Origin of the sequence: Rhodococcus sp. NPDC058532 (assembly GCF_042719255.1) — a bacterium.
Taxonomy (GTDB): Bacteria; Actinomycetota; Actinomycetes; order Mycobacteriales; family Mycobacteriaceae; genus Rhodococcus_G.
Genome location: NZ_JBHXNU010000023.1, coordinates 1 through 19,311, shown reverse-complemented (window position 1 = coordinate 19,311; position 19,311 = coordinate 1). Strand labels below are relative to the sequence as shown.

Below are 19,311 nucleotides of genomic sequence, written 5' to 3'. Positions count from 1 at the left end.
AAATGATGGGGCGGAGTACCAAAAAATTGGCACTGACATTCATCGGCACACTGTTGAGTTCTCAAAGAACACGCACACACCATCAACACCCACCACGTGGGTCTCTCCGGGGCAACTGTTCCAACCTAACCCATCGCGGCGACCCGACCAAAATCGGGCAACCCGCCATCGGAAAGGCGATCGAGGACCGACAGTATCACCTGTCGAGAACCTCTGGATTGGCCAGGCGCCTTCGTCCAACCTCGTGTCCCGAACCTCTCGGTCCGGGTCGGTGTCCGTGTCGCTCTGACTCGACAAAAGTTACGTGACTGATCGGCAGTCCGCAAATCGCCTGGTCACAGCTGCCAAACTCGCGCGGTTCACGGCGAGACGGCGCATCGGCCCGCCGCTAGCCTTGGGTCATGTTGCTTGCTCCGCAGTATGGGCGGGAATCACTGTCCGATCTGGTTCCATCGGTTCTGGCCGAACTCGGTGTCCCCGGCGAGGTCAACCGCATCGGCCTGGACCTGTCCGGCATCAATCGCGTCTGCGTCCTCGTGATCGACGGACTGGGGGCCGAGCTGCTCGCCGAACACACCGCGGACGCGCCGTTCCTCACCTCCGCCGGCGCCATCCCCGTGCTCACCGCCGGATTCCCCACCACGACCGCGGCGAGCCTCGCCTCTATCGGAACCGGTCTGCCCTCCGGTGAGCACGGGGTCGTCGGCTACCTGATGGCGGTGCCCGGCGAGGACCGCCTGATGAACCCGCTGAGGTGGCGGTTGCACGGTGAGGGGCCGAAGGTGGATCTGCTGCGTGAACTCGTCCCGGAGGAGTTCCAGCCGACCCCGACCGCGTTCGAGCGGGCGGCCGCGGGCGGCGTCACCGTCGCTCGGGTCGGCCCCGCCTATCAGGGGGCGTCCGGGTTGACTCGCGCCGCGCTGCGTGGTGGCGAGTTCCGCCCGACCTTCTCGATGGGCGATCTCGCGGACGCCGCGATTGCCGCGATGCTCGACGGTGACCGCGCGCTCGTCTACGCCTATCACGGGGAACTCGACCTCACCGGGCACGCGCGCGGCCCCGAGTCGACCGCGTGGACGCTGGAACTCGGGCAGGTCGATCTGCTGGTCCGGCAGATCGCGTCCCGACTCCCGTCGGACGGCGCGCTGATCGTCACCGCCGACCACGGGATGGTGCAGGTCCGCTCCCCCATCGACATCGATCGCGACGCCAGCCTCCAACACGGTGTCCGGCAGATCGGCGGTGAACCGCGGGCCCGGCACGTGTACACCGAGCCTGGCACGGCGGACGCCGTGCTGACCCGCTGGCGGGACCGTCTCGCCGACGGATTCGCGGTGTACTCCCGCGCGGAGGTCATCGAACGCGGCTGGTTCGGTCCGACGGTCAGCCCGGCGGCCGAGCAGCGGATCGGCGACGTGATCGCGGTCGCGACCGGTGACGGTGCGCTGATCCGGCGCGGGGCGGAACCGTTGCAGTCCATCCTGATCGGACATCACGGGTCGCTCACCTCCGCGGAACTACACGTCCCGCTGCTGGTGTTTCGGCCCTGAACCGGGTCCGGGGACGAGGACGTCCCCGGTGGCTCTCCTCCACCGGGGACGTCCTCGCTCATGAACGCGGTACGGGTCAGGCCCAGCTGGCCGCCGCGCGGTTGTTGGTTGCGTTCATGTCGTCGTTGCCCGCACCGACAGCGCGGCCGATCGCCTCGAGCACCTGGTTCAGGTCGTTGGCCGCGGCATCCCACTTCGCCTGCTGGGCCTGGTAGGCCTCGGCCGCCGAGCCCTCCCACTCCGCGACGAGCGGAGCGAGGAAGCTCTTGAGGTCAGCGAGCTTGCCGTTGATGTTGGCACTGCTGGCCGCGATGTCCGCACGGGCCCCGTCGATGGCGCCGAAGTCGTACCGCATGGTCCCACTCATGTTGTCCCCCTGGACGAGTCGTTCGATCGTGTTGGGCAGGTCAGAGATTGAGGCTGCCGCCTGCGCCGGTAATCGCGCTGACGTGATCGTCCTGCGTCGCGGCGAACGCAACACCGTTGGCACGGATGTTCTCGCTGATCGCCAGCAGCGACTCGTTCAGCCGCTTCGCGCTGTCGTCCCACCGCACCATCAGGTTGTCGAAGGCCAGTTTCGCCGCACCCTCCCACGCGCCGTTGACCGCCGTGAGCCTGCCCTGCAGCGAGGTCAGTAACCCCTGGATGTCACCGTTGACGTCCCCCACGTGCCGCGCGGCGGCCTCCATGGTTTCGGTGGTCGTCCTCATCTGACCGCTCATGCACCCCTCCTGATTCCTGTCGCGTCCGTGGTGTCGGCCCGGGTGGGCTGCAGTCGGTCCGCGCCTACACCCTCTTGGACGCAGTGGCATCGGGGTTCGGTTCCGCCCGATCCCGACGAGTTTCGGGCCGCCCGAACGGTGGCGGTCAGCGTGGTGCGACGGTGACCGAACGGCCGACGCGGTCGCAGGCCGGTTCCAGGTCGACCAGGAGGTCGGGCGACGCCTGGCATCCGAGGCTGACCTGAAGTCCGTCGATGACGAACACGTGCCAGCGCACCTGCGAGTCCGGTTCCGGGAACTCGCGGTACGCGAGGGCGTCCCGGGAATCGAGGTTGACGCGGCCCAGTTCGCCGAAGGTCCCCGGACGTTCCGCGATCCGGCCGGCGAGGGTACGGGCCACCGCGTCAAGGTCGGCGCCGGGGTTGAGTTCCTTCTGTGCCAGCAGCATTCGGGCCGGGTGCCCGTCGGCTGGCCTGAGGTCGATCCGATCGGCGCGGCCGGTGGCGCGCTGCTCCCAGCCGTCCGGCACCGTGATCGACGCCCGGCCGGACGCCATCCGCGGCGGCTCGGCGGGGACCGGGTCGGGTGCGGCGCCGGGCAGGATCCAGGCGGCGCCCGCGGCGAGCACCCCGACGAGGAGGATGCCGACCCCGTACGGGCGGGCGCGACTCCGCCGCGTCGGCGACGGTTCCCGGTCCGGGCGCGGCGGACCGGCCAGTTCGACACCCCACGCGTGCGCGGCGGCCGCGACCGCCGCACCCCGCACCTCCACCGCCCTCGGCAGCCCGTCCCAGCCCCGGTGGAGTTCCACCGCGAGGCGGGCCGCGGGCGGCTCACCCGTGACGGCCACCCATGCGGGCACCTCGGGCCAGGCAGCGTGCAGCATCGTCACCAGTTCCGGTGCTGCGTCGTCTGTCTCGACGAGGTCCCGGGAACCGATCGTGTCGATGACGAGGTGGGCACTGCCGACCGTCGCGGCGGACCCCAGCTCCCCGACCTCGACCACGATCCCCGGTTCCTCGGCACCGACGACGCGCCGCACGGCGTCGGCGACGGCAATCACCCGCACCTCGCGGGCCACCGCGCGTCCCGCCGCGGTCAGCACGCGCCGCCTGCGGATCCCCCAGCTGCTCGGGCAGGTCAGCACCAGCAGGTCGACCGGAACGGCGGCCCCGACCGCCGCTATCCCGTGCGCGAGCACCGCGGCCAGCACCTCCGGCATCGGCACGGCGGTCTCCCCGAGCAGGAGCACGTCGTCGTCGACGAACAGCGCCGGGGACGACTCGAACGCGTCGTCCCCCACCGCCATCGAGCGGTCGACGCCGACCTCGAGCCCGCCGTCGGCAACGAGCACCCCCGCCGGGCGGTGCGCCGACCGGTCACCCCGGTGCACCCACATCGTAGAGTCGGTGAGGTGGACGGCGGTCACCGCGGCCGCGCGATCCGCGGTCACAGCGGCGGCAGCCACGCGACCTGGATCGGCGCCGTGCCCGCCCGGGTCACCAAAGTTGCTCGCCCGGGCGGCATGTCGGTGGGTCGTGCGGTGCCGATCAGGTTGCCTTCGTCGCGGCTGCCGCTCATCACGAGCCCGGTCGGGACCAGGTCGCGCAGTCGGGCGATGACCGGTTCGTACAGTGCGCGTCCGGCGCCGCCGGAGCGGCGGGCGACGATCAGATGCAGGCCGACGTCCTTGCCGTGCGGGAGATAGTCGAGCAGCGGCAGCAGCGGGTTTCCGCCCTGCGTGGCGACCAGGTCGTAGTCGTCGACGATCACGTAGATCTCGGGCCCGCTCCACCACGATCGGTCCCGGATCTGTTGCGGTGTCAGGTCGGGGCCGGCCATCCGGGCCTCCAGTACTCCCGCGAGTTCGGTGATCATCGTCGTGAGGGTCGGCGCGTTGGCGGCATAGCCGGCGAGGTGGTCGCCCTCGACCGCGCCGAGCATGGTGCGGCGGTAGTCGGCGAGAATCAGTTTCGCCTGCCGCGGAGTGTTCGACTCGACGAGTCCCGCGCAGATCCCGCGGAGCAGTGTGGTCTTGCCCGCTCCGCCGTCCGCAAACACCAGGGTGTGCTCGTGTTCGTCGAAATCCATGTGGACGGGGGCGAGGGCGGCCTCGTCGACGCCGATCGGGACCCGCAGGCACGGTCCGTCTCCGGCAGGGGGCCAATCCGGGATGCGGGCGAGGACGTCCTCGCGCGGGCAGCGTTCCGGCAGCATCCGGACCGCCGGAGCGGCCGGGTCGTCGGTGCCCGCAGCGATCCGGGCAACAGCGTCGGCGACGCCCGCAGTGAGGTCCGCGGAGCCGGAATGCCCGTCGATGCGGGGCAGCGCGGTCAGCAGGTGTAGCCCGTCGGCGGTCATTCCGCGACCGGGCCGCCCCTCGGGCACGCGGGCGGCCTTGACCCGCCCAACATCCGAGTCGGACGGGTCGCCGAGGCGCAGTTCGATGCGGGTGCCCAGCTGGTCCTTGAGTGCGGGCCGGATCTCGGCCCAGCGAGATGCGGTGACGACGACGTGGACGCCGAACGAGAGTCCCTGCCCGGCAAGCGCACCGATCTGCGCCTCCAACGGTTCGAAGTCCTGCCGAATGCCGGGCCAGCCGTCGACGATGAGGAAGACGTCGCCGAACGGGTCGGCGTCGAGAGCGGCGGCCGCCGGGGCGGATGCGGCGCGGATCCGGCGGAACTCGGCCATCGAGTCGATCCCCAGTTCCCGGAAGCGTCGTTCCCGATCCCGGACCAGGGCGGCCATCTCCGCGACCGTGCGGCGGACCCGGTCGACGTCGAGGCGGTTGGCGACCGACCCGACGTGCGGCAGGGCGGCGAGTCCGGCAAGGGTGCCGCCACCGAAGTCCAGGCAGTAGAACTGCACCTGGCGCGGGGTGTGGGTCAGGGCCATCGACAGGATCAGGGTGCGCAGGGCGGTCGACTTGCCCGACTGCGGACCGCCGACGACGGCGACGTTGCCGCGTGATCCGGACAGGTCGACGACGAGGTGGTCGCGGCGCTGATCGAACGGGCGATCCACGATTCCGATCGGCGCCCGCAGCGCCACCTCCCCGGCCACCCGCGCGACGGGCGGCGGCAGCAGCGTGTCGAGGGTCGGCGGGGCATCGAGCGGCGGAAGCCACACCTCGTGGGCGGGTAAACCGCGCCCGCGGACCTGGTCCACGACCACGTCGAGGATGGTACGTCCGCTGTCGGTCTCCGGGTCCGGCTCGTCGACCGGCGCTGGCGGCCCGAGCGGTTGCTCGTCGAGGACCGCCGCGGCGCTGAACGGGCGCGGCCGCAGGTCGGCGGGCACCGTGGATCCACCGGCGCCGCGGCGTGCGGATCGCCTGCGGTACGGCCCGGACACATATGCGGTAGAGAACCGGACGATCTCCGCCGAGTCGCACTTGAGGTAGCCGACGCCGGGCGTTCCCGGCAGGTGGTAGGCGTCGGGGACACCGAGCACGGTGCGAGACTCATTCGCGGAGAAGGTCTTCAGACCGATCCGGTACGACAGGTGGGAGTCGAGGCCACGCAGCCTGCCCTCGTCGAGGCGCTGGCTGGCGAGCAGCAGATGGATGTGCAGGGAACGGCCGAGGCGTCCGATCGCAACGAACAGATCCGCGAACTCGGGTTGCTGGCTGAGCAGTTCGGAGAACTCGTCGACGACGATGAACAGCGCGGGCAGCGGAGCCAGGTCGGCGCCCGCCGCGCGCGCCTTCTCGTAGTCGGTGACGTTCGCGAAGTTGCCTGCGGCGCGGAGCAGTTCCTGCCTGCGGGTCATCTCCCCGGCCAGCGCATCCCGCATCCGGTCCACCATCGCGAGCTCGTCGGCGAGGTTGGTGATCACCGCGGCGACGTGCGGCACGGCGTCGAGGCCGAGGAAGGTGGCGCCGCCCTTGAAGTCGACCAGAACGAGGTTCAACGCCTCCGGGGAATGCGTGGCGATCAGCCCGAGGACGAGGGTACGGAGGAACTCGGATTTCCCGGAACCGGTTGCGCCGATACATAACCCGTGTGGACCCATCCCGTTCTCGGCCGCCTCCTTGAGGTCGAGCTCGACGGGGCTGCCGTCCGATGCGACGCCGATCGGGACGCGCAGCCGGTCCCGCGGGGCGCGGGGCAGCCAGGCGTGAGCGGGGTCGAGGGTCGCGAGGTCCGGGAGGCCAAGCAGGTGTTGCCAGTCGGCGGCAGCGCCGGACTCGTCGCCCCCGTCGGCGGAGGTCGGGGTGGCGAGCCGGAACGGTGCCAGGCGGCGGGCAGCGGTCTGCGCCTGGTGGGTGCTGATCCCGTCCGCGACGGCGAAGGTCTCGACACCGGATCCGCTGCGCGCGCCGAGCGAACCGCCGGCGAGCACCAGCTGGATGCCGCGGGTCGCGGACAGCGTCGGGCGGTATCCGCCCAGGTCGAACACCGTCACCGAGTCCAGCCCGTCGTCGAGGACGCCGGACGCCGAGGCGATGCCACCGTCGAGCACGACGACCACCTGCGGCACCCCGGCGGTCGCGGGCGCCGTCCGGGAGTACCGGGCCCGGGTCGCCAGGTGCGGGCCGAGCATGTCGTCCAGTTCGGCGAGCGAGCCGTACACCATCCGCCCGGTGCCCGCACCGTCGTGGCGGTCCGGGTGCTGCGCGTGTGGCAGCCACTTGACCCATTCCCACTCCGCTGCGGTGTCGGGCCCGCAGACCACGACGACCTGCACCTGGTCCGGTCCGTGGAAGGTGCACAGCTGCACCAACATCGACCGAACCAGGGCCCGGGTGGCGATGCGGTCGCCCTCGAAACCGATGGCAGCGAAGCCGCGCAAGGCGACCGCGGTCGGCAGTTCGGGCACGACGGAGTGGGTGCGGACGAAGCGTCGTAGCGACACGGCGGCGACCGGCTCGAGGTCCTCGACGGGGCCGGTTTCCGGGGCCACCAGGCGCGTCGCGAGCCGCTGACTGCCAAGGCCGACCCGGACGTGGCAGTGGTCGGGGTCGGTGATGCGGCGCTCCCACATCCGATGGGTGCCTGCCAGGGTCCACAGGTGCTCCGGCTCGGGGTGGCTCCAGTCGAGGGCCGCCCGCTGACGCTCGGCGGTGTCGTAGACGTCGCGGCGAAGCTGGTCGAGGTAGCGCAGGTAGTCCTTGCGGTCCTCGTTGGCCTCCGCTGCCCGCGCGCCCGCACCGCGCCCGCCGGCGAGCATCCCGAGCATCGAGACCACCATCATCACCGGGAACAGCAGCGACATCGGGTTCGACGCCATGCCGGAGGTGAACATCAGGGCGACCATGCCGAGCATCGCGACGACCATCACGACGGGCAGCATCTTGGTCAGCAGGTTGCCGGGGACGACCTTCGGAATCTCGGGGGGCGGCTGCAGGCTCACCTCACCGCCGGGGGTGCGCGGCACCTCGGTTCGTGCCTTGCGCACGAAACGGACAGTGACCATGCGCGATCCCCCCTCGCGTCGATGCCGCGCCGACTTCGGCGACCATCTGTGTGCGCCGTCCTCTCCCCTGGACCGCGCCTCGAGCGTTGGACAGTAGCGCACACCCGGCGTGACCCGCGACCCCATGGCGTCCGCGGACTGCCGTAGAGTGCGCGCAGTTTCGTTGTGGGACACGCGGGTGGGGACCCGTGTGCGAGGGGGGACGCAAGTGACGAATGTTGTGAGTGGGGGATCCCGGGCGGATCTGTGTCGACTGACGGTCCTGGCCGACAACGTGCAGGTGGACCTCGCCCTGCCCGCGGGCGCACCGCTGGTGCTGCTGATCCCCGAGATCGTCGCGATGATCGACCTGCGCCGCGACGCACCGGACGCGATCGAGCTCCGAGTCACGGCAACGGAGTGGACGCTGGGTCGGCTCGGGCACTCCCCGCTGGACCCGACCGGCACGCTGGGCGACCTCGGGGTGCGCGACGGCGAACTGCTGGTGCTGCAGGCCGCGGACCGGCGGGCACCGGCGCCGCTGTTCGACGACCTGATGCACAGCGTTGCCTCGATCGAATCCAAGACCTTCCCCCGATGGACGCCGACCTCCGCCCGAGTCACCGGATCCGTTGCGGCACTGGCGTTGACGTTGATCGGTACGGTCGGCCTGCTGGTCGCGCGGTTCAGCGACGACGGACTGGTTGGCATGGTGCTTGCTGCTGCGGTGGCGGCGCTGCTGGTCGTCGCGGGCACCGTCGTCGCCCGCGTCTACCGGGACGACGCCAGCGCGGTCACGCTGTGGGGCGCGGCGCTGGCCCCGTCGTTCGCCGCTGGCGCGCTGGTGGTGCCCGGGGTGCCGGGCGCACCGAGCCTGCTCCTCGGCGCCGTCACCTGCGGTGCGGTCGCGGTCCTTGCCGCGCGGGCGAGCGGGACGGGAGCACCGATCGCGGTCGCGACGACGGCTGTGGCCACCGCCGCGGCGGCCGCAGCAACGGTCGCGGTCCTGACGGCGCTGCCGCCGACGGCGATCGGGGCCGCCGTCACGGCGGGCGCGCTGGTCCTGCTCGCCGCCGCGCCGCGCCTGTCGATGCTGCTCGCGAAGCTCCCGCTGCCCCCGGTGCCGTCGCCCGGATCCCCCCTCGACACCGAGGAGCTCCCGGACGCCGGTCCCCTGCCGTCGTTCGTCGGGCTCGAGGCACGGGCGACCCGGGCCCGGCGCCTGCTCACCGGGCTGGTTGCCGCGGCGGGCGTCACCACCGTCGCCGCGGCCCTGACGGCCGCGGCCGCGTTCGGATCGGGCGGAATCGCCTGGCCGGGAGTAACTCTGGCCGTGGTGGCGGCGGTGGTCCTGATGCTGCGCGGGCGAACGTACGCGAGCCTCGCCCAGGCGGGCACGCTCATCGGGTCCGGCACCGCGATCCTGCTTCTGCTGCTGACCGGCGCGGCGGTCACCGACCCGGCACTGGCGCCGATTGTGTTTGCCGTCGCGGCCCTCGGGGTCGGGGTCGCCCTCGCGTTCGGCGTCCTCGCGCCACGACACGACTTCTCGCCGGTGCAGCGCCGCGCGGTGGAACTGCTCGACTACGCGGCGATCGCGGCGATCCTGCCCCTCGCCTGCTGGGTTGGCGGCCTGTTCGCGGCGATGCGCGGCCTGTGATGGGCGTCCTGCGGGCCGTCGTGCTGATCGCCGCGATGGCCGTCCCGTTCGTGGGATCCGGCAGCGCGGCGGCGGTCGCGCCACCCACGATCGATCCCGGCGGCCTGCCGCCCGGTGACCTGCCGCCTGTGCAGTCGGAGCTGCGCGACCCGTGCCCCGCCACCACCCCGGGATCCGACCCGGCGCTGGTCCCCGCACCGCAGCGGGCCCTCGACCTGGAATCGGTGTGGCCGTTGAGCACCGGACGCGGCCAGCTGGTCGCGGTGATCGACACCGGCGTCGAGCGCCATCCCCGGCTGCCCGGGTTGATGCCCGGCGGGGACTTCGTGTCGACCGGCGACGGCACCGCCGACTGCGACGCGCACGGCACCCTCGTCGCGGGCCTGATCGCGGCAAGACGGTCGGACGCCACCGGGTTTGCTGGTGTCGCGCCGGATGCTCGGATCCTGACCATCCGGCAGTCGAGCAACATCTACCGGCAGGTCGGTGCCGCCGACGCCGACGGACGCAATGCGCGCGGCGTCGGCAATCTGACCACCCTGGCATCGGCGGTCCGTCGGGCGGCGGACCTCGGCGCGACGGTCATCAACATCTCCGAGGTCGCCTGCGTACCACCGGGTTTCGGCGATCATCGGGCGCTCGGCGCGGCAATCGACTACGCGGCCCGGATCCGGGATGCGGTGATCGTCGCGGCGGCGGGAAATCTGGACGCGTGCAGGCAGTCGAACCCGGCACCGGATCCGGCTAGGCCGAACGCGGACCCCTGGGCGCAGGTCACCACCGTCGCCACACCCGCCTGGTACGACGACCGGGTGCTCGCGGTCGGGTCGGTGGACCCGGACGGCGCCCCGTCGGAGTTCACCCTGCCCGGCCCGTGGGTGGATGTCGCCGCCCCCGGCACCGGCATCACCTCGCTCGACCCGCGGCGACCTCGGGATGCCGGCCTCACCGACGCGGTGAACGGCGGTCCCATCGAGGGCACCAGTTTTGCCGCGCCGTACGTCGCGGGCACGGCGGCGCTGGTCCGTGCGCGGTTCCCGGAACTCACCGCGGCACAGGTGATCGCGCGAATCGAGCGGACCGCACACGCCCCGGCCGCCGGGTGGGATCCGTACGTCGGGCACGGCGTCGTCGATCCGGTGGCCGCGGTCACCGCGCCGGACCGGGAGCCGGTGACGTCGCCGCGGTCGGTGACGGTGCCGGCTCCGGCCGCGGCACCACCGCCCGACACCCGGCCACGCACGGTCGCGATGGTCGGGGCGGGGGTCGTCGCCGTCCTACTGGCGCTCGGTGTGCTCGCCTCGTTTCCGTTGCGTCGCCGGTTTCAGCGCGCAGACACATCCATCGGCTGAGCGTCCGGCGCGACACCATCGTGTGCGAGGAGGGCGGCCTCCCTGCCGAGGGCGGGGCCCGGCGCCAACAGCGACAGGATCGGCCACGGGGCGGTCACCGGATCCCTATCGAAGCCCAAGAGCGTTGCCGTGTCTGCATTTTCGATGCCGTACCGCACCCCCGTGTCGGCGACGAAGAACAGTGCTCCCTGCCGTTCACTGGATGGCGCGGCACCGGTCGCCTGCACGAACGCGCCGGCCCCGGGTCGAACGAAGAACAGGTCCGCGTTGTCCCCGATTCCGTCGCGCTGCGCCAGGGTCACCGGACGCGCATCGGCTGGCAGCGGCAAGGTTGTTCCCGCGGCGACCGCGACGGTGGCCCGTACTCCCCCGTCCCCCGGCACCGGTCGCCAGGATAGGCAGCCGACCGGGTCGTTCGCGTCGTCGACGATCCGCGGCGCGGTGTCCGGGAACGTCTCCACCGCCAGCGCCGTGGAGCGCGGTGGTCCCGCCACCGCGTCCGGGGTGACCGTCGCCATCCCGGTCGCGCCCTGCGAGTCGGCGTACCGGATTAGGTCCGCGGTGGCCCGGCCGATCCGCTGCAACCCGTCGGCGAGGACCACGTAGTAGCGGGTCTCCTTGGCATCCTGCACCTGCACGACCGAGCCGATCGGGTTGCCCCCGAACGGGTACGACGGCTGCGTCCCAGCATCACGGATGACCGGCGGGGCCAGCGCGGGCGCCTCCGGGATCGCGGCGAGCAGGCCGGCGCTGACCGGTCGGGGCACCTGACCGTCCAGGTCGAAGGCGAGGGTAACCGCGGCGTCGCCGAGGTCGACGCGACTGCGGGCGCCCTCGTGTACCAGGTAGGTGCCTGCGGTGCCCTGCACCAGCAGCGCCTCCTCCCCGGCGAGCTCCCGCACCCCGCCGGGGAGGTCCGGGCCGCCCGCAATGACGGCGGTGGTCACGGCGCGGGCCCCGCCGGCGATCGAGTCGCACACCGTCCACCCGCCCGGATCGCCCTGCGACAACGCCGACGGCGCGCCGGGGATGCCGAGCAGCGGACCGCGCGGGCGCGCTCCCAACTCGGACTCCTGCACCGAAACCGGGGCGTCGGCGGCGCCGACGATCAGCCGTGCGGAGGCCAGGTTCAGGACCGGATGCAGGGTGCCGTAGAGATCGACGAACATTGCGCCGGAATCCTTTCCAACCACGATCCGGGCGTCACCGATCTTGTCCTGCGGGCGAATGAGGGCCAGCGCCGCGCATCCGGCCACCCCGATCACGGCGAGCAGGGCGCCCACCGCGAGGGCCCGCGACTGGCTGCGCATCGGATCGTGCAGCATCCGCACGTCCCTGCGCACCAGGGCATGTTCCATCCGCCGGACCAGAAACCGGTATCCGCTGACCTGCCATCGAGTCGTCGGCTGTGCTGCCATGTTCCCTCCCCCACTTGGCGCGCACTACGGGGGCACAGAGTACAGTCCGCGGGAACCGTGGCGTGGGGGACGTCCAAACGGGGCAGGGGGATGATCGTGATTCGTTGGCGCAGGGTGGGTGCGCGTCGCCGGACGTCCGTGCCCGTCGGTACCGTCGTGTCGGCGCAGGTCGCGGCGCTGGCCGTCGGGATCGTCGGGTCCGTCGCCGGCATGGCGTGGTGGCAGGCTGCGCTGACCGCAGTCGCGGTGGCGACACTCTGCCTGTGTCCGATGCGGGGCCGCACCCTGCTGGACTGGGGGTGGACCGCGGTCCGGTACCGCACCGGCCCCGGCGCCGACACCTCCGCGTTCACCGATGTGGACGCCGCGGACGGCGCGACGGTCGGGCTGTGCCGGGCGGCCGGGATGGTTGCAGCGGTGATCGAGGTGCAACCGGAACCGGGCGCGGTGACCCGACTGACCCGAGACACCGCCGATCACGACCAGCTGCTTCCGCTCCACATGCTTGCGAAATCCCTCACCCAGCACGATATTTCACTGTCCGGTATCGACGTCATCGCGCACGGACGGCGCAGCGACACTACGGCGTCGACGGCAGCCTGCTACGACGACCTGCTCGGCCCACTCGCGGCGGTCGCGCAGCGGACGGTCTGGGTGGTGGTGCGGTTCGACGCGGGCACCGAGTCCGCCGCGGTGGCGCGGCGCGGCGGTGGCAACGACGGTGTCGGGCGGGTGGTGTCGATCGCAGCGCAGCGGATCGTGCGGGCGCTGGACGTCGCCGGTGTCCGGGGCCGGATCCTGACGGCACCGGAGATCGCCGCCGCCCGGTCGGTGATCGCGGGCGAGCCGGACGAGCAGCGCCGGTCGTGGCGGTACGCCGCGGTACCGTCCGGCTGCAGCACGGGTTATGCGATCGCTCCGCGAGAAGTGAATGCCGCACTGTTGTCGACGATCTGGGCCACCGCCGCGCTGTCCACGACGGTGACGATCCGCCTGCGTCCGGGCCGGGCACGCAACGAGTTCCGGTTCGCGGCATCGTGCCGGTCGACGACGGGTGCGGCGCCCGCTGGCGGGTGCCGCCCCGAGCTGACGCCGACCGTCGGCCGGGACGTCGAGGCCCTCCGTTCCCACCTTCCCGGCGCGCCCGACGCACTGGACGCGCTGACCCCGTTCGCGACCGTGGACCTCGCGTTCCTGGACGCGGTGCCGGTCGCCGCCGGCGGATGCGGTCAGCTGATCGGCTCCGACGCGGACGGGCGCGGCGTCACGGTGCGCGTCGTCGGGCCCGACATCGACGTCGTCACCGTCGCCGGGGATCCCTACCTGGCGCGTCAGGTCGTGCTGCGGGCGGTCGCCACCGGAGCGCGGATCGTGGTGCACACCGAGCAGCCGCAGCTGTGGCGGCAGCTGGTCGGCGCCGTCGCGGACCCGGACCGGTTGCTGCTCGCCGCCCCCGACACCCCGGTCCCACCCTGGGCAACGGCGGTGGTGCTGGACGGCGTCGGCCCCGACCCGCTGCCGCGCGGGGTGACGGCGATCCGCGTCCACCCGGATCCGGTACCGGTCGGCGGCACCCCGGTCTCGCTCGTCCGGGTTGGCGGGCACGACAACCGGGTCATCTTGTGGGCCAACGGAACCCGATACGATCTGACGCTGGTGACGATACCGGCCGAGACGGCACTGCTCGGCAGCCCCCGGCCTGCGGGGGATCCGCTGCCGGCGCGGTGACTAGGCCGGATACGGTCGTTCGGCGCGCGCATCCCGCGCCGCGGCCGCCCACCAGGCGAGCTGGTCGAGCATCCGATCCGCGCCGTCGATCGCGGCGCCGTCGGACGTCTCCCCGTCCGCGTCGAACCGCTTGCGGGCCCGGTGGAAGCTGACGGTCTGACGGACCGAGATCATGTGCACCTCGGCGGTGACCAACCGCAACTGTTCGGTGGCGCGCAGCCCACCGGACAGCCCGCCGTAGGAGACGAACCCGACCGGTTTAGCGCGCCACTCCTCCTTCGCGGTGTCGATCGCGTTCTTCAGCGCCGCCGGATAGCCGTGGTTGTACTCCGGGGTGACCATCACGAACGCGTCCGCCGCCGCAACCCGACGCCGGAACCGTTCGACGTCCGGGGTGCCCGCGTGATCGAGCGGCAGCGGGGTGTCGGCGAGATCGAGCAGGACCGCGTCGAACGCCGGGTGCTGCCCGGCTCGGCGGAGGAACCAGTCGGCGACCACGGGACCGAAGCGGCCCTCGCGCACGCTGCCGAGGAGGATCTCGAGTCGGATCGGTTGGGTGGGCACGGCTCATCGAACCACGCCGCAACGAGTGCGGCCCCCCGACCGTCCGGTCGAGGGGCCACGTCCGGGGCCGGGTGAGGTCAGGAACCGAACGGCACCAGCGATGCCAGGCTGCCCGAACCGGCGCTGCCGGTGCCGCCGTCCTCGCCGCCGCTGTCGCCGTCACCGCCGCCGACCGGCGCGGAGGTGACCCGCACGGTCACCGCGGCGGCCTCGGAGCCGACGAACTCGGCTGCACCGGAGTAGATCGCGGTGATCGCATGCGCCCCCGCGGTGTCGAAGGTGTGCGGCAACTGCGCCGTCCCGGACGACACCGGGACCGGCGCGCCGATCGGGGTGCCGTTGTCCGCGAACTGCACGGTGCCGCCGGACGGGGCCGGGTTCACCGTCGCGGCGAGCGTCACCGCACCGCCGACGGTCGCGGCGGCGGGGGCGGTCAGCACGGTGGCGGTGGCGACGTCGGGCGCGTTGACGTCGACCCGCACCCCGATCGGGTTGAAGACCTGGCTGCTGTTCCAGCCACCGATGTCGAAGGCCAGTCCGCTGTCGACGACGCCGACCACCGCGGTCGCGGGCACCCGGTAGGTCAGTTCGACGATGACGTCCTTGTTCTTCGCGACCAGCCGGTCGGCGAGCAGCCAACTGCCGGAGACGGTCACCGTGTTCTTCGCCGCGTCGACGGCCGGGGTGATCGTGGTCGTCGACGGGCCTGCGGTCAGCGTCGAGGAGGTGAGCTTCGCGCTGCCCGGCACGTATTCGAAGCCCGCGGGGTGCACGTCGGTGAACTTCGTCAGGTAGCGGTCCGCGCCGCCGGTCACCTCGAGGACCGACCGGTAGGTCACCGTGGCGCCGCGGTCAACGGCGCCCGGGGTGACACTCTTGGTCACCTTCACATTGTCGACGGTCTCGGTCGCGGTGGTAGCCGCCGAGGCGGTGCCACCCCCGATCCCGAGGCCCAGGGTCGCGAGGGCGGCGACGCCGAGGGCGGCGGCTCCTCGGCGCATCATCGGTCGGAACATGCTGTTCTCCTGTACTGCTGATGGATCGGTGTTCGGTGGGACCTGATCGGCCCCAGGGCGCGGTCCGGCGTTGACGGTGGCCCGCCCGGTGGGTGCCGGGCGGGCCACCGTCGACGGATCAGGACCCGAAGATGTTCTCCAGCGAGCCGCCGCCCTGGGCCGGGGCAGCGGACACCGTCACGACACCCGCCGCCGAGGTGGACGGGGTGAAGCCGGTTCCGCCGGAGTACACGGCGGTGATGTTCTTGGCTCCCGCCGTCGGGAACGAGTAGGACAGCGTCGCCTTGCCGTCGACGATGGGGGCGGGCAGGCCGATCGCCCGGTCGCCGTCCTTGAACTGCACCGTGCCGCCCGCCGCCGCCGGGGCGACCTGAGCGGTGAGCGTGACGGTCTGGCCAACGGTCGCGGCGGCCGGGACGACCAGCGTGGTGGCGGTCTCGACATCCGTCGGCAGCGGCTCGGACACCGTGACCGTGACCGGCTGCGACGTGGAGTTCAGGTAGCCCGGTCCGCCGACGAACACCGCGGTGATCGACTTCGTGCCGGACGCGTCGAAGGTGTGCGAGAGCGATGCGGCGCCGTCGATGATCGCGACCGGCGCACCGATGGCGGTGTCACCGTCCTTGAACTGGACGGTGCCCTGCGCGGTCGTCGGCGTCACGGTGGCCGAGAGGTCCACTGCCGCACCGACCTTCGCGGTCGTCGGGGCAGCGGCAAGGACTGTGGTCTCGACGTCCACCGGCGCCGGATCGGTCACCGTGATCGACGCCGCAGCCGACGTGGACGTCAGGAACCCACCGGCACCCGAGTACACCGCGGTGATCGACCTGCCACCCGCCGCATCGAACGCGTGCGACAGCGTCGCAACACCACCCGACACCGCAACCGGCCCACCAATATTGGCGTCACCATCCTTGAACTGCACCGTGCCACCCGCCGGAGCCGGGCTCACCGTCGCCGTCAACTCCACCGCAGCACCGGTCACCGCCGACGCGGGCACCGCCAGCGCGGTGGTCGTCTCGACATCCGCTTCGGCGACGGTGACGGTCTGCGCCGCGGAGGTCGACTCGTTCGCGGAACCGGTGGCGAGGAACTTCGCGGTGATGCCGTGGTCGCCTGCGGTCGTCGGGGTCCACGCGATCGACACCGAGTTCCCGGCCAGCGGGCCCGCACCGATCTTGGTGGCGCCGTCGTAGAACTCGACCGGGTTGCCCGCTGCGCCGCCGGTGACGGTTGCGGTCAGCTGCGACGACTTCCCGACCTTGGCGTCGGTGACCGCGGCGAGGGTGGTGGTGGACGCGTTCTTCGCGACGGTGATCGCCGGACCCTTGTCGTTGTAGGTCCCGGACCCGAGTCCGCCGGAGTAGTGCATCGACGTCGGCAGCGCCGCGCCACGAGCACAGTCCGCGCCAACGGTGTAGGAGAACTCGAAGGTGTGCGACTTGGGCTCGATGTTCGGGTAGACCGTCCAGGACCCCTTGACCTTCGCAAAATCTGCGCCCTTGCTGTCGAGGCCCTGTGCCTTGCCGTCGACCTTCGCCGAGCCCTCGACGTAGGTCAGGCACGTCGGGTGCACGTCCTTGACCTCGTGCAGGATCTCGCTGCTGGTCCACGCCTTCCGCTCGAACTTCGTCGAGGTCGTGACGACCTCACCGACCGCGGGCATGGCGTTGCTGATCGTGCGGGTGAAGTGACTGTTCCCGTCCCACCAGTCCACCGATGCCGGCGCCGCGTTGGCTGCGCCGCCTCCGACAATCATCAGCCCCAGCGGCACCATCGCCGCCACACCGACCGCGGCGACCCCCCGACGCGCTTGTGAACGCGACATACTTTTCCTCCAGGAGTTGGGACGCGCCGGCCGGCGACGGTTGTCGTGAGCAAGCGCGAATTCCTGGTCATCTTAACCAGCTTGTAGCCGTACCGTGACCCATTCCGAAGAATGTCTAGGACATCTGTCCAGGAATGTTTCCCCAGGTCAGCGTGCCCATAGAACGAAGGGCATCGCTATCTCAATAAGCCGTTGGTCACGAGAGAAGCGAGTTCCTGGTACGCCTGCGCGTCGTCCAGGCCGGTGGCGTCCGCGACCTGCCGGCGTTGAATTCGGACCATCGTCGCCGTCGTCACGTCCGCGACGAAGGCGGCGTGCGCGTCCCGGTACTCCCCCGCGGCGACCCCCTCGGTGATGAGGTCCTGCACGCGGCGCGCGGCGATGGCGGTATTGCGTTCGTACACCGCGCGGGCGACCTCGCTCGCGGCCAGGTCCGCCATGAACCGCGCCGACGCCGGGCGCAGCTGCGCACCGACCGCCTCGAGGTACGCCCGAATCCGGTCGTTGGCGCCCGCCTCGCCATCGAGTGCGCGCTCCACCCGCTCCGTCGCGGCCTTGAAGAAGTGCACGGTCGCCGTCCGCACCAGCTGTTCCTTGCTTGCCGCGAGGGAGTAGAGGGTGGACTTCGAGCAACGGAGCCGGGTCGCGATCTCGTCGAGGGTCAGGTGCGCGAACCCCTCGGCGAGTAGGAGCGCGACCAGCTCGTCGAGGAGCTGCGCGCGGCGGGCCGCGCCGCGAACCTGGGTTGCCATACCAATAACTGTACTGGAGTATCGTGCTCAGTACCGATTCTTGCGAAGGAGACCACCGTGCCCGTCGACCGCCTGCTCCCCACCCAGGAAGCGCACGACCTGATCGACCTCACCCGCGACGTCGCCGACAAGGTCCTCGCCCCGCGCGTCAACGAGTGCGAGAAGACCGAGACCTTCCCGGACGGCGCCTTCCCCGCGCTGGGTGCCGCCGGGCTGCTGAGCCTGCCCTACCCGGAGGAGTTCGGCGGCGGCGACCAGCCGTACGAGGTGTACCTGCAGGTGCTTGAGGAGCTGGCCGCGCGGTGGGCGGCGGTCGCGGTCGCGACCAGCGTGCACAGCCTGTCCTGCTACGCGTTGGCCACCCACGGCACCGAGGATCAGAAGTCGCGGTGGCTGCCGGAGATGCTCAGCGGCAACACCATCGGCGCCTACAGCCTGTCCGAGCCGCAGGCGGGATCCGACGCGGCCGCGCTCACCTGCAAGGCCACCGAGGTCGACGGCGGATACAAGATCAATGGGTCGAAGGCGTGGATCACCAACGGCGGCAAGGCCGACTTCTACACCCTGTTCGCCCGCACCAGCGACGAGGGGTCACGCGGCATCTCCTGCTTCCTGGTCCCCAAGGACACCGAGGGCCTGAGCTTCGGCAAGCCGGAGGAGAAGATGGGCCTGCGGGCGGTCCCGACCACGTCCGCACACTACGACGACGCGTTCGTCCCGGCCGAACGGATGATCGGCACACCGGGGCTGGGCCTGCCGATCGCATTCAGCGCGCTGGACTCCGGCCGGCTCGGCATCGCCGCGGTCGCGGTCGGTCTGGCGCAGGGCGCGCTCGACGACGCCGTCGCCTACGCCAAGGAGCGCAAGGCGTTCGGCAAACGAATCATCGATCATCAGGGGCTCGGCTTCGTGCTCGCGGACATGGCCGCCGCCGTCGACTCGGCCCGCGCCACCTACCTCGACGCCGCCCGCAGGCGCGACGCCGGCCTGCCCTACTCGCGCAACGCGTCGGTGGCGAAGCTCGTCGCCACCGACGCCGCGATGAAGGTGACCACCGACGCCGTCCAGGTGTTCGGCGGCTACGGCTACACGCAGGACTTCCCGGTGGAGCGGTACATGCGGGAGGCGAAGATCACCCAGATCTTCGAGGGCACCAACCAGATTCAGCGCCTGGTCATCGCCCGATCCCTGGCCAGCTGACCGCACCACAACTGTGCGTGATTTTCGGCTCTACTGACGCATCCGTGGGTCCACCAGAGTCGGCAACCGAGGCGGGTCACCCCCGAGACTGAGCATCGCCAACGCGATCAACGACTCGGGG

At 71.6% G+C, this 19,311-nt stretch carries 14 protein-coding genes; 5 read left to right on the top strand and 9 right to left on the bottom strand.

Annotation, left to right across the window (positions count from 1 at the left end):
* The first annotated feature begins 401 nt into the window (after window positions 1-401).
* Window positions 402-1,550: an alkaline phosphatase family protein gene (locus ACFWQG_RS20165; RefSeq protein ID WP_378509430.1), complete on the top strand. Its 1,149-nt coding sequence runs from the start codon at window positions 402-404 to the stop codon at window positions 1,548-1,550.
* Between the two features lie 76 nt (window positions 1,551-1,626).
* On the opposite strand, the gene ACFWQG_RS20160 is transcribed toward ACFWQG_RS20165, so the two are convergent.
* The 4 genes from ACFWQG_RS20160 to eccCa all read right to left on the bottom strand — a co-directional run bounded on the left by ACFWQG_RS20160 (window position 1,627) and on the right by eccCa (window position 7,693).
* Window positions 1,627-1,917, bottom strand: a complete 291-nt coding sequence (locus ACFWQG_RS20160; RefSeq protein ID WP_378509429.1) for a WXG100 family type VII secretion target — start codon at window positions 1,915-1,917, stop codon at window positions 1,627-1,629.
* 40 nt (window positions 1,918-1,957) lie between these two features.
* Entirely contained in the window at window positions 1,958-2,272 is a 315-nt protein-coding gene (locus ACFWQG_RS20155; RefSeq protein WP_378509428.1) for a WXG100 family type VII secretion target, read from the bottom strand.
* 145 nt (window positions 2,273-2,417) lie between these two features.
* Complete coding sequence (locus tag ACFWQG_RS20150; protein ID WP_378509427.1) at window positions 2,418-3,740, bottom strand: type VII secretion-associated protein; 1,323 nt, start codon at window positions 3,738-3,740, stop codon at window positions 2,418-2,420.
* Window positions 3,722-7,693: a type VII secretion protein EccCa gene (gene eccCa, locus ACFWQG_RS20145; RefSeq protein WP_378509426.1), complete on the bottom strand. Its 3,972-nt coding sequence runs from the start codon at window positions 7,691-7,693 to the stop codon at window positions 3,722-3,724. The genes ACFWQG_RS20150 and eccCa overlap by 19 nt, the downstream gene beginning before the upstream one ends.
* A gap of 208 nt (window positions 7,694-7,901) precedes the next feature.
* On the opposite strand from eccCa, the gene eccD reads away from it, so the two are divergent.
* Together eccD and mycP are read left to right on the top strand one after the other, a co-directional pair.
* Entirely contained in the window at window positions 7,902-9,332 is a 1,431-nt protein-coding gene (gene eccD, locus ACFWQG_RS20140; protein ID WP_378509425.1) for a type VII secretion integral membrane protein EccD, read from the top strand.
* Window positions 9,332-10,684, top strand: coding sequence for a type VII secretion-associated serine protease mycosin (gene mycP, locus ACFWQG_RS20135; RefSeq protein ID WP_378509424.1), 1,353 nt, complete (start codon window positions 9,332-9,334; stop codon window positions 10,682-10,684). The genes eccD and mycP overlap by 1 nt, the downstream gene beginning before the upstream one ends.
* Here the strand turns inward: mycP and eccB are convergent.
* Window positions 10,657-12,102 carry a type VII secretion protein EccB gene (eccB, locus tag ACFWQG_RS20130; protein WP_378509423.1) on the bottom strand — a complete coding sequence of 482 codons (1,446 nt, stop codon included), beginning with the start codon at window positions 12,100-12,102 and terminating at the stop codon, window positions 10,657-10,659. The genes mycP and eccB overlap by 28 nt on opposite strands.
* A gap of 138 nt (window positions 12,103-12,240) precedes the next feature.
* On the opposite strand from eccB, the gene eccE reads away from it, so the two are divergent.
* The gene (gene eccE / locus ACFWQG_RS20125; protein ID WP_378509422.1) at window positions 12,241-13,830 is read left to right on the top strand and encodes a type VII secretion protein EccE; all 1,590 of its coding nucleotides are present in this window, start codon (window positions 12,241-12,243) and stop codon (window positions 13,828-13,830) included.
* Here the strand turns inward: eccE and ACFWQG_RS20120 are convergent, their stop codons facing one another.
* The 4 genes from ACFWQG_RS20120 to ACFWQG_RS20105 form a co-directional block, all read right to left on the bottom strand.
* Window positions 13,831-14,394 (bottom strand): NADPH-dependent FMN reductase, encoded by a 564-nt coding sequence (locus tag ACFWQG_RS20120; protein ID WP_378509421.1) that lies wholly within the window; start codon window positions 14,392-14,394, stop codon window positions 13,831-13,833. It lies immediately after the preceding gene.
* 77 nt (window positions 14,395-14,471) lie between these two features.
* On the bottom strand, window positions 14,472-15,410 hold the full coding sequence (locus tag ACFWQG_RS20115; RefSeq protein ID WP_378509420.1) for an Ig-like domain-containing protein: 939 nt from the start codon (window positions 15,408-15,410) through the stop codon (window positions 14,472-14,474).
* Window positions 15,411-15,528: 118 nt separating this feature from the next.
* On the bottom strand, window positions 15,529-17,238 hold the full coding sequence (locus ACFWQG_RS20110; RefSeq protein ID WP_378509419.1) for an Ig-like domain-containing protein: 1,710 nt from the start codon (window positions 17,236-17,238) through the stop codon (window positions 15,529-15,531).
* A gap of 176 nt (window positions 17,239-17,414) precedes the next feature.
* Window positions 17,415-17,990 (bottom strand): TetR/AcrR family transcriptional regulator, encoded by a 576-nt coding sequence (locus ACFWQG_RS20105; RefSeq protein WP_378509418.1) that lies wholly within the window; start codon window positions 17,988-17,990, stop codon window positions 17,415-17,417.
* Between the two features lie 57 nt (window positions 17,991-18,047).
* On the opposite strand from ACFWQG_RS20105, the gene ACFWQG_RS20100 reads away from it, so the two are divergent.
* Window positions 18,048-19,190 (top strand): acyl-CoA dehydrogenase family protein, encoded by a 1,143-nt coding sequence (locus ACFWQG_RS20100; RefSeq protein WP_378509417.1) that lies wholly within the window; start codon window positions 18,048-18,050, stop codon window positions 19,188-19,190.
* The last annotated feature ends 121 nt before the right edge of the window (window positions 19,191-19,311 follow it).

Excerpts from the sequence above, each read along its gene's own strand:
- ACFWQG_RS20110 (WP_378509419.1), bottom strand. The coding sequence starts at position 17,238 with ATGTCGCGTTCACAAGCGCGTCGGGGGGTCGCCGCGGTCGGTGTGGCG.
- eccCa (WP_378509426.1), bottom strand. The coding sequence starts at position 7,693 with ATGGTCACTGTCCGTTTCGTGCGCAAGGCACGAACCGAGGTGCCGCGC.
- ACFWQG_RS20160 (WP_378509429.1), bottom strand. The coding sequence starts at position 1,917 with ATGAGTGGGACCATGCGGTACGACTTCGGCGCCATCGACGGGGCCCGT.
- ACFWQG_RS20105 (WP_378509418.1), bottom strand. The coding sequence starts at position 17,990 with ATGGCAACCCAGGTTCGCGGCGCGGCCCGCCGCGCGCAGCTCCTCGAC.
- eccB (WP_378509423.1), bottom strand. The coding sequence starts at position 12,102 with ATGGCAGCACAGCCGACGACTCGATGGCAGGTCAGCGGATACCGGTTT.
- ACFWQG_RS20165 (WP_378509430.1), top strand. The coding sequence starts at position 402 with ATGTTGCTTGCTCCGCAGTATGGGCGGGAATCACTGTCCGATCTGGTT.
- mycP (WP_378509424.1), top strand. The coding sequence starts at position 9,332 with ATGGGCGTCCTGCGGGCCGTCGTGCTGATCGCCGCGATGGCCGTCCCG.
- ACFWQG_RS20155 (WP_378509428.1), bottom strand. The coding sequence starts at position 2,272 with ATGAGCGGTCAGATGAGGACGACCACCGAAACCATGGAGGCCGCCGCG.
- ACFWQG_RS20115 (WP_378509420.1), bottom strand. The coding sequence starts at position 15,410 with ATGTTCCGACCGATGATGCGCCGAGGAGCCGCCGCCCTCGGCGTCGCC.